Annotated in this window: 12 protein-coding genes; 2 read left to right on the top strand and 10 right to left on the bottom strand. The window is 67.9% G+C overall.

The window, feature by feature from the left end; genetic code table 11:
• Positions 1 to 25: 25 nt before the first annotated feature.
• Positions 26 to 1,960 (bottom strand): molecular chaperone HtpG, encoded by a 1,935-nt coding sequence (gene htpG / locus AC0KS4_RS08135; RefSeq protein ID WP_238957769.1) that lies wholly within the window; start codon positions 1,958 to 1,960, stop codon positions 26 to 28.
• Between the two features lie 114 nt (positions 1,961 to 2,074).
• On the opposite strand from htpG, the gene AC0KS4_RS08130 reads away from it, so the two are divergent.
• Positions 2,075 to 2,695 (top strand): TIGR03085 family metal-binding protein, encoded by a 621-nt coding sequence (locus AC0KS4_RS08130; RefSeq protein WP_238957768.1) that lies wholly within the window; start codon positions 2,075 to 2,077, stop codon positions 2,693 to 2,695.
• Positions 2,696 to 2,807: 112 nt separating this feature from the next.
• Here AC0KS4_RS08130 and AC0KS4_RS08125 read toward each other — a convergent pair whose 3' ends face one another.
• The 3 genes from AC0KS4_RS08125 to AC0KS4_RS08115 form a co-directional block, all read right to left on the bottom strand.
• Positions 2,808 to 4,349, bottom strand: a complete 1,542-nt coding sequence (locus AC0KS4_RS08125; protein WP_238958028.1) for a class I adenylate-forming enzyme family protein — start codon at positions 4,347 to 4,349, stop codon at positions 2,808 to 2,810.
• A gap of 2 nt (positions 4,350 to 4,351) precedes the next feature.
• A complete protein-coding gene (locus AC0KS4_RS08120) occupies positions 4,352 to 5,194 on the bottom strand; it encodes a thioesterase family protein (RefSeq protein WP_238957767.1) in 843 nt (280 codons plus the stop codon).
• A gap of 98 nt (positions 5,195 to 5,292) precedes the next feature.
• Positions 5,293 to 6,006, bottom strand: a complete 714-nt coding sequence (locus AC0KS4_RS08115; protein ID WP_238957766.1) for a VIT1/CCC1 transporter family protein — start codon at positions 6,004 to 6,006, stop codon at positions 5,293 to 5,295.
• Between the two features lie 202 nt (positions 6,007 to 6,208).
• Between AC0KS4_RS08115 and AC0KS4_RS08110 the strand changes: the two genes are divergently transcribed.
• Positions 6,209 to 6,763: a chitin-binding protein gene (locus tag AC0KS4_RS08110; RefSeq protein ID WP_238957765.1), complete on the top strand. Its 555-nt coding sequence runs from the start codon at positions 6,209 to 6,211 to the stop codon at positions 6,761 to 6,763.
• Between the two features lie 96 nt (positions 6,764 to 6,859).
• On the opposite strand, the gene AC0KS4_RS08105 is transcribed toward AC0KS4_RS08110, so the two are convergent.
• The 6 genes from AC0KS4_RS08105 to AC0KS4_RS08080 all read right to left on the bottom strand — a co-directional run bounded on the left by AC0KS4_RS08105 (position 6,860) and on the right by AC0KS4_RS08080 (position 12,390).
• Positions 6,860 to 7,495, bottom strand: coding sequence for a class I SAM-dependent methyltransferase (locus AC0KS4_RS08105; RefSeq protein WP_238957764.1), 636 nt, complete (start codon positions 7,493 to 7,495; stop codon positions 6,860 to 6,862).
• Positions 7,492 to 8,424 carry an SAM-dependent methyltransferase gene (locus tag AC0KS4_RS08100; RefSeq protein WP_238957763.1) on the bottom strand — a complete coding sequence of 311 codons (933 nt, stop codon included), beginning with the start codon at positions 8,422 to 8,424 and terminating at the stop codon, positions 7,492 to 7,494. Before AC0KS4_RS08100 ends, AC0KS4_RS08105 begins: the two co-directional genes overlap by 4 nt.
• A gap of 134 nt (positions 8,425 to 8,558) precedes the next feature.
• Complete coding sequence (locus AC0KS4_RS08095) at positions 8,559 to 8,840, bottom strand: hypothetical protein (protein WP_238957762.1); 282 nt, start codon at positions 8,838 to 8,840, stop codon at positions 8,559 to 8,561.
• Positions 8,841 to 8,981: 141 nt separating this feature from the next.
• Positions 8,982 to 9,413, bottom strand: coding sequence for a nitroreductase family deazaflavin-dependent oxidoreductase (locus tag AC0KS4_RS08090; protein WP_238957761.1), 432 nt, complete (start codon positions 9,411 to 9,413; stop codon positions 8,982 to 8,984).
• An 89-nt stretch (positions 9,414 to 9,502) separates the two neighbouring features.
• On the bottom strand, positions 9,503 to 9,820 hold the full coding sequence (locus AC0KS4_RS08085) for an STAS domain-containing protein (protein ID WP_225330094.1): 318 nt from the start codon (positions 9,818 to 9,820) through the stop codon (positions 9,503 to 9,505).
• The gene (locus AC0KS4_RS08080; protein WP_238957760.1) at positions 9,820 to 12,390 is read right to left on the bottom strand and encodes a SpoIIE family protein phosphatase; all 2,571 of its coding nucleotides are present in this window, start codon (positions 12,388 to 12,390) and stop codon (positions 9,820 to 9,822) included. The genes AC0KS4_RS08085 and AC0KS4_RS08080 overlap by 1 nt, the downstream gene beginning before the upstream one ends.
• Positions 12,391 to 12,423: the final 33 nt, after the last annotated feature.

The following is a 12,423-nucleotide window of genomic DNA, read 5'->3' as shown; positions in this document are numbered from 1 at the left end:
CGTCATCTGGCGGCGACAGCCCGGTCTACACCGTGCGGGCCAACCGATCGGCCAGCATCTCGGCAAACCGTGCCGGATCGTCGAGCGCGCCACCCTCGGCGAGAAGCGCTGTGCCGTACAGCAATTCGGCGGTCTCGGCGATCGACGGGTCGTCACTGCGGTCCTGGTGCGCCTGGCGCAGGCCCGTGACGAGCGGGTGGTTCGGATTGAGTTCGAGGATCCGCTTCCCCACCGGGATGTCCTGCCCCGAGGCGCGGTAGAGGCGCGCGAGCGCCGGAGTGATCCCGAAGGCGTCGGTGATCAGGCAGGCGGGTGAGTCGGTCAGGCGGGTGGAGAGCCGAACCTCCTTGACGTGGTCGGCCAGGGTGTCCTTCATCCAGGTGAGCAGGTCGGCGAATTCCTTCTGCTGCTCTTCGCGCTCGGCCTCGCTCTCCTCGCCCTCGGCGCCCAGGTCCACCTCGCCCTTGGCGATCGACTGCAGCGGCTTGCCGTCGAATTCGGTCACCGTTCCCACCCAGACCTCGTCGACCGGGTCGGTGAGCAGCAGCACCTCGTAGCCCTTGGCTTTGAACGCCTCGAGGTGCGGCGACTTGAGGATCTGCTGACGCGTCTCCCCCGTGGCGTAGAAGATCTGCGTCTGACCGTCCTTCATGCGCTCGACGTACTCGGCGAGCGTGGTCGCCTCCTCCTCGCTGTGTGTCGAGGCGAACGATGAGATCTGCAGCAGCGTTTCCTGGTTGTCGAAGTCCGACAGCAGGCCTTCCTTGACGACCCTGCCGAATTGGGTCCAGAACGTCCGATAGTCGTCGGGGCGCTCGGTCTGCAGATCCTTGATGGTGGACAGGACCTTCTTGGTCAACCGGCGCCGGATGGCCTTGATCTGCCGGTCCTGTTGCAGGATCTCACGCGAGACGTTGAGCGACATGTCTTGTGCGTCAACCACACCCTTGACGAAGCGCAGGTATTCGGGCATGAGTTGGTCGCAGTCGCCCATGATGAACACGCGCTTGACGTACAGCTGGATGCCCGTCTGGGCGTCGCGGTTGAACAGATCGAACGGCGCGTGCGACGGAATGAACAGCAGCGCCTGGTATTCGAAGGTGCCCTCGGCCTTCATCGCGATGACCTCGAGCGGGTCGTCCCAGGCGTGCGCAATGTGCTTGTAGAACTCCTTGTACTCCTCATCGGAGACCTCGTCTTTGGGCCTGGCCCACAGGGCCTTCATCGAGTTGAGGGTCTCGGTCTCGATGGTGACGGTCTCCTCGCCACCTTCCTCGCTGGCCGGTTCTCGGCGCTCGACCTGCATGCGAATGGGCCAGGCGATGAAGTCGGAGTACTTCTTGACCAGGCCGCGGAGCTTGAACTCCGAGGTGTAGTCGTGCAGCTCATCCTCGGCGTCTTCGGGCTTGAGGCGCAGGGTGACCGACGTCCCCTGCGGCGCATCGTCGATCGATTCGATCGTGTACGTGCCCTCGCCGCTGGATTCCCATTTGGTGGCGTCGCTCTCGCCGGCCTTGCGGGTCAGCAGTTCGACCTTGTCGGCCACCATGAAGCTCGAATAGAAGCCGATGCCGAACTGGCCGATGAGTTCCTCGGAGGCGGCCTCGCTCTTGGCGTTCTTGGCCTCGCGGAGTTGCTGGCGCAGCTCGGCGGTGCCCGACTTGGCCAGCGTGCCGATCAGGTCGACCACTTCGTCGCGGGTCATGCCGATGCCGTTGTCGCGGATGGTCAGGGTGCGCGCCTGGTGGTCGACGTCGATCTCGATGTGCAGGTCGGACGTGTCGACGTCGAGGTCCTTGTTGCGGAAGGCCTCGAGCCGCAGCTTGTCCAACGCGTCGGAGGCGTTGGAGATCAGCTCCCGCAGGAACGAGTCCTTGTTGGAGTAGACGGAATGGACCATCAGATCCAGCAGTTGGCGAGCCTCTGCCTGAAACTCCAACTGCTCGACGCGCGCGTTCATGACTTCTCCTACATCTCCTTTCCAGGGCCGGACGGTCTCAAATTTACCGAGCCGCCGGCCGTCGGTGTTCGGTGGACCCGTCCTGCTCGGGGGTGAGCGCTCTACGCTGAACGCATGTCTGTTGCTCAACGCGAACGCGCCGCCCTCGTGGACACCATGCGCGGCGTCGGTCCGGACGCGCCCACCCTGTGCGAGGGCTGGACGACGCGGGACCTGGCCGCCCACCTGGTGATCCGGGAGTATCGCCCCGACGCCGCCCCGGGCATCCTGATCCCGTTTTTCGCCTCCCACACCGCCAAGGTGCAAAACCAGGTGAGCGAGCGAAACGAGTGGGACGAGCTGGTCGACAAGGTCGCCGCCGGCCCGCCGGTCTACTCACCGCTCAAGCTGCTCGACCCGGTGGCCAACGTCGCCGAGATGTTCATTCATCACGAGGACGTGCGCCGCGCGCAGCCGGGCTGGCAGCCGCGCGCGCTGGAGCCCGCGCTGAGCACGATGTTGCGGCGCACCCTGCCGCTGATGGCCCGTTTGACCCTCGCCAAGGTGCCCGCCCGGGTGGCGTTGCGCACCCCGGAGGGCAAGACGCTGCTCACCGCCGGTGAGGGTCCGGCGGTCACGGTGACCGGTGCGCCCGCGGAGCTGTTGCTGTTCTCCGTCGGGCGCGCGGCGCAGGTCGAGTTCGACGGCGACGCCGCGGCGGTGCAGGCGGTTCGCGATGCGCCCAAGGGGCTATAGCGCGGGCCGTCGCCGCCGAGGAACCGCGGGAATCGCGCCGCGGGCGTAACGCCACGGCGAAAAATTCAGCGGAATCTCGCCGTGGCGTTACGCCCGCGGCGAGCAGGGATTGTCACCCGAAGGTCTCGCGCAGGTCCTTCTTGATCACCTTGCCGAATTGATTGCGCGGTAGCGTGTCGACGACCACGAGATGTTCGGGGTGCTTGTAACGGCTCAGGCCCCGCGATTGGCAGTGTTGCACAAGGGATTCCAATGTCACACCGTCGGTGGTGGCGGGTACGACGACGGCGCAGACGCGTTCGCCGGTGCGCGAATCGGGGATTCCGATGACGGCGACGTCGGCGACGGCGGGATGGGTGGCGAGCGCATTCTCGATCTCGAGGGCGGAGATGTTCTCCGCGTTGCGGATGATCGCGTCTTTGGTGCGACCGGTGACGCGGACGTTGCCGCCGGCATCGATCAGGCCGAGATCGCCTGTGCGCAGCCAGGCGTCGCCGTCAAACGCCTCGACGTCCAGCGTCGGATCGGCATAGCCGAGGAAACATTGCGGCCCTTTGAGTCGCAGCTCCCCTTCCTGCCCGGCACCCAGTTCGATTTCTCTGCTGTCGACCACGCGGACCTTGACCCCGGGCACCGGCGGGCCGACGGTGTGGTCGAGCACCTCCGGCGGGGCGGTCAGTGAAGGCGAAGTCGCGCACGGAAACTCGGTCATCCCCCACGCGTTGGCGATCCCGGCGATGCCGAAGGTTTCGCGGACCTGCCGCCCCAATTCGGCGGTGATGGGCGCGCCTCCCGCCAGACAACCCCGCACGGACGAGAACAGCGGCCGATCACCGTGGGCGCGCTGGGCTTCGAGGAACGCCACGAAGAACGGGGTCGCCGTGCCCAGGAACGTCGGGTTGTGGGCGGCGATGGCCAGCGGCGTCGTCGCGGGGTCGAACGACTCGAACAGCGCCAGCCGCATGCCGGTCAGTAACGCGGTGGCCAGCATCGCCGCCCCGCCGATATGAGCGATCGGGAAGGCGATGGGGTCCACGTCGCTGCTCGTGGCCCCCACCATGCCCACCACTCCCGCCGAGCCGGCGATGACCGAGCTGTCCGTGTGGCGGATCCCTTTGGGAGCCGCGGTGGTCCCGGATGAGTAGTAGACCCAGCGGGCGTCGTCAGCCGATCTCGGGGGCGCGGGCAGGGAGCCGGGGTGGTCGCGGGGCAGCCGCAGCTCGCCGGCCGGCGGCGTTTCCAGGTCGATGGCGACGACCTCAAAACCCTTGTCCCGCGCCAGGTCGCGAGCCAGGCCGCCGTGGTCGAAGCCACGCCAAACCTCCGGTACCACAAAGAATTCGGTGTTCAACTGGCCGGTGATGAAGCCGACCTCGCTCTCCCGCAGCAACGGGATGATCGGGTTTTGCACCGCACCGAGCCGGGCCAGCGCGGCCATCACCACCATGGTTTCCAGCGTGGTGGGCAGCTGCCAGGACACCACGGTTCCCGCGCGGACCCCCCGTTCGGCGAGGGCGGCGGCGGTTGCGCACGCGGCGTCGTGGAGCTGGCGTGCGGTCAGGCTGCGTCCATGCTCGTCGGCGAGAAGCGGCCGGTTCGAATCCCGTTGCGCCGCATCGGCGATCAACGCCCAGAACGTGCCGTTCCCAGCCAACGTCACCGCACCGACGGGTCGGTGGAGGGAGGACGAAATCCCGACTGCGCGACGGCGACCGACACCCCGGTGCCGATCGGGCCCTTCTCGTCGACCAGGACCGCGGAGCCGCTGGCCACCCCGTCGTGGCTGTGATGCGTGAGGGAGGCCAGCCCGATGTGCGCGCCCTCGGGCAGCCGGACCAGCGTCAGCGTGTAGTCGACGTTGATGAACTCCAGGGAGTTGGTGCCCCAGTTGGCGATCGAGGCCGTGATGTCTCCGGCCATCGCGGCGCGGGTGAAGGCGGACAGCGGTTCATCGTCGACCAACGGGCGATCCTCGTGCAACCAGGTGTATTTCGGGCCCTCGGTCTGGGGCCAGTCCGGGTCGGGGTTCTGCACCTCCGAGCCCCAGCCGTAGGTGCGCATGAACAGCGTCGGGTAATCCTGGCCCGACGGTAGCGGCGGCATCTGCACCGGCGGTGACCAGACCTGTCCGCCGGGCTGGGGTCCGCGCCGCAAGAACAGCGCGCTGGCCTGTGCCACCGGGGCGCCGTCCTGGATGATGACGGCCTCGACCAGCCGCAATCGCCGTCGGTCCTGGCGCACCTCGGTGTGCACCTCGAGCGGTTTGAGCGCCGTGGGCCGGGGCAGGTCCACGGTCAGCCGCGCCGGTTGCAGGTGCGCGTCCGGAGCGGCCCGCTCGACCGCCCACGCCAGGAGCCCGCCGACGACGTGGCCGCTGAGCGATGGACCCCAGCCGCCGCGCGCGATTCGCGTTGGCACGAAATACTTTTCGTCGCGAACGAAATACGGCGCCGGTTCCGCCCATTGAGCTTCATCCGGAACGACATTGGGCTCGGCCACTGCATGACCCTTCGCGTCAGGGGATCGCGGAACCCTGCTGAGACCCGCAACCGTGAATGTTACAGTTGCGCTTCCAGTCGGCGAATGCGCCGTGCCGGTCAGTCGATGGCGGCGCCTACCAGGTGACCGATCACGTAGGTGATCGTCAGCGCGAGGCTGCCCCCGATGGCGTTGCGGAGCACGGCGCGAAGCTTTGGCGCCTCGCCCAGACCGGCCGAGACCGCGCCGGTGACCACCAATGCCGCGAGCACCGCCGCCATGGTGACGGGGATCCTCCACGTGGTCGGCGGGGCCAGGATGGCGGTCAACGGCAACAGGGCGCCGATCGCAAATGACAGCGCCGACGACGACGCCGCCTGCCACGGATTCGTCAACTCGTCGGGATTGATGCCGAGTTCGACCTCGGCGTGGGCCAGCAACGGATTCTGATCCGTGAGTTCCTCTGCCACGGTGCGGGCGGTGGCCGCCGTCAGGCCTTTCGCTTCGTAGAGCGTGGCGAGCTCGTCCAGTTCGGCAGCGGGATCGTCGCGCAGTTCGCGGCGCTCCTGGCGCAGCAGCGCTTTTTCCGTGTCGCGCTGGGTGCTGACGGATACGTATTCTCCGAGTGCCATCGACACCGCTCCGGCGACCAGTCCGGCGCTGCCGGCGGTCAAGATCGGGCCTCGCAGGGTCGTGGCCGCCGCGACGCCTACGACGATGCCCGCGGTGGAGACGATCCCGTCGTTGGCGCCCAGCACGCCCGCGCGCAACCAATTCAGCTTCGACGACACCGATCCGACGTGCGGTTCGGCGGGATGTGACGTACTCGACACGGCGGCAACGATATAGAGGAAAACCGTGGCCGACTAGCCAACCTAGCCTTGCCAAACCGGCGCGTCCGGCTACCCACCCACACACTGCAGGGGCCAAACACAGCTAGTCCATAGGAAAGCTATCTAGCGTCTGGGTTGTGCCAGGGGGAGGTTCCGAACGCATCCCTGGTGGAAGAAGTCCCTAGTGGATAGGTGAAGCATCGTGAAGTTGAAGCAACTTGTCGGAGGGGTGACCATCGCCGGAGCGCTCGGTGCTGCGGCCTTGGGAATGGGCGCCGGGTTTGCCAACGCCGCACCGGGCGGGCCGCCACCGGGCCCCGGTGGTCATGGCGCACCGCAACCCGGGGGCTTTCACGCTCCCACCGGGCCGAATGATCCCGGCGGCCCTGGTGGTCCCGGCGGCCCAGGTGGTCCGGGCGGGCCCGGTGGTCCTGGCGGTCCTGGCGGTCCTGGCGGTCCCAATCATCCCGGTGGTCCCGGAGGCCCGGGTGGGCCCGCCGGTCCCGGTGGTCCCGGTGGTCCGTGGCATGGCGATGACCAGCGGGGCTACTTCCACGGCGCCCCGTGGGGCGACGGGCCTGGCCCGTGGGGCCCCGGCGCGCCGCCGCGACCGGCGTGGGATCGGCCGCTCCCCCCGCCTGGCGGTCCATGGGGTTATGGCCCGATCAACTACTGGGGCTACCAGGAAACGCCGTACTGGAACCCCCGTTTCAACCAGTGGGGATTCGACTTCTTCGGGGTCTGGATTCCGCTGTAAAGATCGCTGAACGCGATGCCCGCCTCGCCGATTGGCGAGGCGGGCAGCGTCGTCTATACCGTTGGCGACAAACACATTTCGTGCTCGACGCGAGTCTCAGCTTTTGGTGCCGACGGTCAGCAGATCGGACACCAGGCGCGTCCAGACCGGCCGCGGGATCCGGTGCTGGTCGCTGATCACGAACCCGGCGTTTTCGAACAGCGCCCGCATCTCGGGCGCCGACGTGTTGTGTTGCGGCTTCCACCGATTCTGCGCTGATGACTGCAGCCGCGGTTGCCGCGTGCTCAACGCCGAGACGGCCACCAGACCGCCCGGCGCGAGCACGCGATGGAACTCGCGCAACGCCGCGGGCTGGTCGAAGAAGTGGAATGCCGAGGTCGTCACGACCGCGTCGAGCGCACCGTCGTCAAACGGAAGTTGTTCGGCCGGACCGCGCAACCACTGCACCCGATTCGATCTGGCCCGGGCTTGGTTGAGCATGCCGTCGGACATGTCGACGCCATAGATCTCGTCGGGATTCAGTTCACGCTGGATGCGGTCGCTGAGAATTCCTGTGCCGCAGGCGATATCAGCGATCTTTTGCGCCCCGTGGTGACGCAGCTGATCTATCACCTCGTTGTGCGGCGGCCGGTACACCCACTGTTGCAGAAACGGCAGGTCGTAGGCCGGCGCCAGAAAGCTCCACATCCGCGTGACCGCTTCGTTGAGCCCGCGGCGCTGCGGCGCGGTCACTTGGCCAGCACCGAGCTGTAGTAGATGGTGTCGGCCACCGAGACGGAGTCGTTGGTCTGCGGGATCGACTCGAGGCCGGAGTCGGCCAGCAGCTGACTCATCTGGACGCCGACCGACTGCCATCCCAGGTTGTCCAGGTAGACGGCGACGTCGTTGCGCTCGCCCTGGTAGCCGAGATCGCCGAATTCCAGGTCGAAGCCGTGCTCACGCCATTTCGCGGTGGCCCTTCGCATCATCTCGTGCGCCTTCTCGGTGTCTACCTCGGACATGTCTGGAATAGCTTCGCACGCCAGCCGGCTGCCGTCAGCGCTCAGTGCGGTGATGTTGTCCAGTAGGCGGTCTTGGGCCTCCGGCGGTAGATAACCGAAGAGGCCCTCCGCGATCCATGCCGTGGGCCGGCTCGTGTCGAAGCCCGCGTCCACCAAGGCTTTTGGCCAGTCGTTACGCAGATCGACAGCGACCGTGCGCAGCTCGGTCTGCGGTGCTGCGCCCAGCTGCGCCAAGGTGGTGGCCTTGAAGTCGATCACCTGGGGCTGGTCGATCTCGAACACCGTCATGTCGGCCGGCCAGGCCAACCGGTAGGCGCGCGCATCAAGGCCGGACGCCAAGATCACCGCCTGCCGGATCCCGGCCTGCGTCGCTGCCTGGAAGAACGAGTCGAAGAAACGGGTGCGGGCGGCCATCGCGGCGGGCATGTGTTCGAGCTTCCAGCCGGATTCATGGTCGTCGACGTCGGCGGCGACCAAGTCGCCGGAGACCCAGCGAGTGAAGAAGTCCACGCCGACGGCACGAACCAGAGGCTCGGCGAACCGGTCCTCGATCAGCGGGTTGTCGGCGTTGGTCGCGATCGCCCGGGCGGCTGCCACCATCGTGGCGGTCGCGCCCACACTGGTCGCGAGATCCCAGGTGTCGTTGTCTGTGCGTGGCATGCGGCTCTTGTCCCCCTCGGAATCACCGGTTACTTAGCCGGTATAACGACCGATGGGCCGGTGGAGTTCCCGGCGGCCGACCATCCGGCGAGATCCCCGGTGCGAGCGTTGCGTCGCCGCAGCTAGACGGGCTTTTAATGCGCTCCGGGGTGGCCGGGCGCGCCCGGCCCGCCGGGCCCTCCAGGTCCGCCGGGGCCACCCGGTCCGCCGGGGCCGCCCGGTCCACCGGGGCCACCCGGTCCATTTGCGGCCGGCAGCAGGAACACGCACTCATTCAACTCGACGCTCCAGCCCCAGCCCGGGGCGCAGTCACCGTCGGCGCGGGCGATCGCCGGCGTCCCGGGCACCGTCACCGGTAACCCGGCCAGCGCGAGGGCGAAGGCGCCGATTAGGGAGCGCCGCAGATACTGTCTCATCGCCGACCTCACTTTGTCTTCGGGCAGGGCGGGCGGTGATGGCTCGTCGCATCGGGCCAGACCCGCGCACATCATTGTGCGGCAGTCGGTGCGTTAGTGTGCCGAATTGACGGGCTTGAATATTGTTGGCAGCGAGGGTCTTCAGTCGCTCATCAATTCGAAGACCGGGATGACGCGATCGGTGCGCTGCTGGTATTCGCCGAAGCCGGGTGCGCGCTCGACGATGACGGGATAGATCGAATCTCTTTCCTCGCGCGGCAATTCGCGCGCGGTCACCGACTTGGGAGCGTCGGAGCCGATCTCGATGGATACGTCGGGAATGGCGCGGATGTTGTGCACCCAGGCGGGATGTTTGTCCCGGCCCGCCGCCGAGCCGACGATATAGATTTTGCCGTCGATGTCGAAGTAGGCGACGGGGTTGACCCGTTGGGCGCCGCTGCGCGCCCCCTCTGACGTCAGCAACAGCAGCGGGAAGCCCTCGAACTGCCCCCCGACCTTGCCGCCGTTGCGGCGGAACTCCTCGATGTTGTTCTCGTTGAATTCACGTTCCGAGCTCAGCGCGTCGTCAGCCATCATCCCATCGTGGCACGCGGAGGACGTATGGGCCAGCGAGAATCGTCCTTAAGTTGCGCCGCAAGAATATTCGGCACCGAGCGGGTGCGTCACCGCATCCTGGTCGGCGGCGCGGGCACGATGGCGGTGAGCTCGGTCAGACCGCTGACCTTGAGGACGGGCATCAGGATCGGGTGCGCGACCAGCTCGATGCGGTCGGCGTGGGCGGCCAAGGCGTTGATGGCGGCGCTGTCCAGGTACTCCACGGCGCTGAGGTCGACAAGCAGCGCCCCGTCGCCGCCGGTGGCGGCGGTGGACAGGGCCAGGGTGAAGACGTCGATGTTGCTCAGGTCGATTTCCCCGGCCGCGACCAGCACGAGTTTCCCGTCGCTGCCGCGCGCGGTGTCGAGCGTGAGCGGCGTGGTCATCAGGTGATCCTGGCCGAGAGGTGAACGGTGGTTCCGTCGTTGGCCGTCCGGATGTCGACGTCGTGCATCAGGCTTCGCATCAGCGGGATGCCCCGGCCGCGACGATGGTGCGAAGCCGGCTGCGGCGCCTTCCACGAACCGGTGTCCGTGATCGTCAACTTCACCTGATCGCCCACCGCGATCGCGCCCAGGCGGATGAGGCCCTGCGGTCTGTGCCGGTGGCCGTGCTCGATCGCGTTGGCGACGGCTTCCCCGGCGGCAACCAGCACGTTCAGCGCCTCTTCGGGCCCCACCCGGACGCGGCTCAACCAATTGCGCAGAGCGTTGCGGGTGGGCGCGAGTTGGCTGACGTCGGCGGGGAAGTTCAGCTCCAGCGGGGCCGGATGGCGGTAGAGCAGCAGAACGACGTCATCCTGGTACCCGCCCTGTGGCGCGACGCGGGTCATGATCTGGTTGGCCAGCTCGTCCAGTCCCAGCCCGAGGGCGTCCTGCGCGATGCCGGCGACGCGGGAGATGCCCCGATCCAGCGGACTGCGGCGACGCTCGACCAGGCCGTCGGTGTAGAGCAGCAGGGTCGCGCGCGCCGGTATGGTCACGCGGGCCTCCGGGCGCGGCCAGTCGCGCCGTATTCCCAACGCGATGGTGTGGCCGTCGTCGAGCATCTGGGTGGTGCCGTCGCCGTGCACCAGGATGGGCGGCGGGTGCCCGGCGCTGGAATAGACCAGTTCGCCGGTGTCGGGGGTCAGCACCGCGCAGACCGCGGTGGTGCACTGCGCGCCGGGCAGCCGTGCGGCGAAGCGATCCATCCCCGCGAGAGCCGCAGCGGGGCTTGGGTTTTCGAATAACAGCGCCCGACAGGCGCTGCGCACCTGACCCATCACGGCGGCAGCGGCGAGGCCATGGCCGACACAGTCGCCGACAACCAACGCGATGCGCCCGTCCTCGAGGTCGACGATGTCGTACCAGTCGCCGCCCACCTGCAGCGGCCGGGTGGCCGCCTGATAGCGCACCGCGAACCCGCTGGGCAGATCGGCCGGGCCGAGGATCGCGTGCTGCAGGGCCAGGGCGGTTTCGCGCTGCTGGTCGACTTGGTGCACCCGCTGCAGGCCCTGGCCGAGGCGGCCGGCCAGCACGGTGAGCAAGGTCTGGTCCTCGAGGGTGAACGGGCGTTGCTCGGTCAGGTCGATGCAGACGACCAGCACGCCCTCCGGGTGCTGCAGCGCGATGCCCGCCGTTCCCGGCTGGATCGCGGTGGGGGTGAGGAAGTCGCCGTCGCGCAACGATCTGAGCGCCTCTTGTGTGTGGGGCGGCAGGTCGGCCCACTGCGTGGGCTCACCGACCGACACCACCTGCGGTGCGCCGAAGGCCGTCTCCGTGGACGAGCTGTACGCCGGGAACGTGACGGCCAGGACCCGGCGCGCCCGCCAGAGCCGCCGCAGTTCCTCGGCGGCGGCGTAGACCGCTTCCTCGACGGTATCGGCTTGGGCCAGTTCCTGATTGATCGCATGTTCGCGGCCCGCCGCCAGCGCCAACGCGATCGCGGCGTGCCGGGCGAAGTCACTGACGAGGTCGAGGTAGTCGTTGCCGAACGGGGGCTGGTGCGGGTCGCGCGCAACGGCGATGACACCGAGCACCGCGCCGTCCGCGATCAGCGGGATGACGATCGCCGGGCGTTCACCGACATCGGTGAATCCCTCGATCGGGTACTGGAAGGAATCGGTGATCAGCGGTAGGCCGCGGCGTGCCACACCACCCGTGGTGGAGCCTTCCATCGGAACCTGCCGGCCGATCACTTCCGACGAGTAGCGTCCCGCCGTTGCGGCCACCACCAGGGTTTCGACGTCGTCGACGGGCGATTCGGGCTCCCGCGGCACCAGCAGGATCGCCTGCTCGGCGGAGGCCAACTCCAGCGCCCGGTTGACGATGAGCTGCAGTGGCCCCGTCTGTGGGTCGCCGGACAGCAGCGCGGTCGTGATCTCGCGACTGGCCTTCGTCCATTTCGCCGTTTCACGCTCCCGCTCGAAGAGCCGTGCGTTGTCGATGGCGGCGGCGGCCGCCGTGGCCATCGCTCGTACGGCGCCCTCCTGGGAGTCGGTGAAGACGCGGCCGGGCCGATCGTCGGCCAGGTAGAGGTTGCCGAAGTTGGCCGCCCGCACCGTGATCGGGATTCCGAGGAATGCCCGCAACGGTGGGTCGTGCGCGGGCAGCCCGGCTGTCTGCGGATAAGTGCTCAGATCGTCGACGCGCAGCCCTTCGCCGACCGGGAGGTCGCCGAGCCGTCGCGCCGCGTCGGCGTCGATTCCCGCGTGCACGAAAGAAACGAGGCTGCCGTCGGGTGCGCGGATACCGAGGGCGGCGTAGCGGGCGCCCGTCAGTTCCATCGCCGCCTTGAGGACCCGATGCAGCGTCACGTCCAGGTCCAGATCGGAGCCGAGCTCGACGATGACCCGCACCAGTTGTTCCATCTGGTCGCGCGCCGCCTCCAGCTCATCGAGCTGGTCGTGCATCTGGCCCACCAGTTCGCGCCGGCCCTGCCAGGTGAAGGCGGAGTCACTCCGGTCGCTGTCCATAGGCACCAAGGTAATGCGTGGTGTTGCCGGCGC

It is taken from the genome of Mycobacterium sp. NTMscope_MAC_12 (assembly GCF_976985675.1).
The sequence above is the reverse complement of the archived record's forward strand: the minus strand, read 5'-3'. Positions and strand labels throughout refer to the sequence as shown.

What these genes read in the sequence shown, in the direction of transcription:
- htpG (WP_238957769.1), bottom strand. Translation starts at nt 1,960, where the DNA reads ATGAACGCGCGCGTCGAGCAGTTGGAGTTTCAGGCAGAGGCTCGCCAA.
- AC0KS4_RS08130 (WP_238957768.1), top strand. Translation starts at nt 2,075, where the DNA reads ATGTCTGTTGCTCAACGCGAACGCGCCGCCCTCGTGGACACCATGCGC.
- AC0KS4_RS08100 (WP_238957763.1), bottom strand. Translation starts at nt 8,424, where the DNA reads ATGCCACGCACAGACAACGACACCTGGGATCTCGCGACCAGTGTGGGC.
- AC0KS4_RS08095 (WP_238957762.1), bottom strand. Translation starts at nt 8,840, where the DNA reads ATGAGACAGTATCTGCGGCGCTCCCTAATCGGCGCCTTCGCCCTCGCG.
- AC0KS4_RS08090 (WP_238957761.1), bottom strand. Translation starts at nt 9,413, where the DNA reads ATGGCTGACGACGCGCTGAGCTCGGAACGTGAATTCAACGAGAACAAC.
- AC0KS4_RS08085 (WP_225330094.1), bottom strand. Translation starts at nt 9,820, where the DNA reads ATGACCACGCCGCTCACGCTCGACACCGCGCGCGGCAGCGACGGGAAA.
- AC0KS4_RS08080 (WP_238957760.1), bottom strand. Translation starts at nt 12,390, where the DNA reads ATGGACAGCGACCGGAGTGACTCCGCCTTCACCTGGCAGGGCCGGCGC.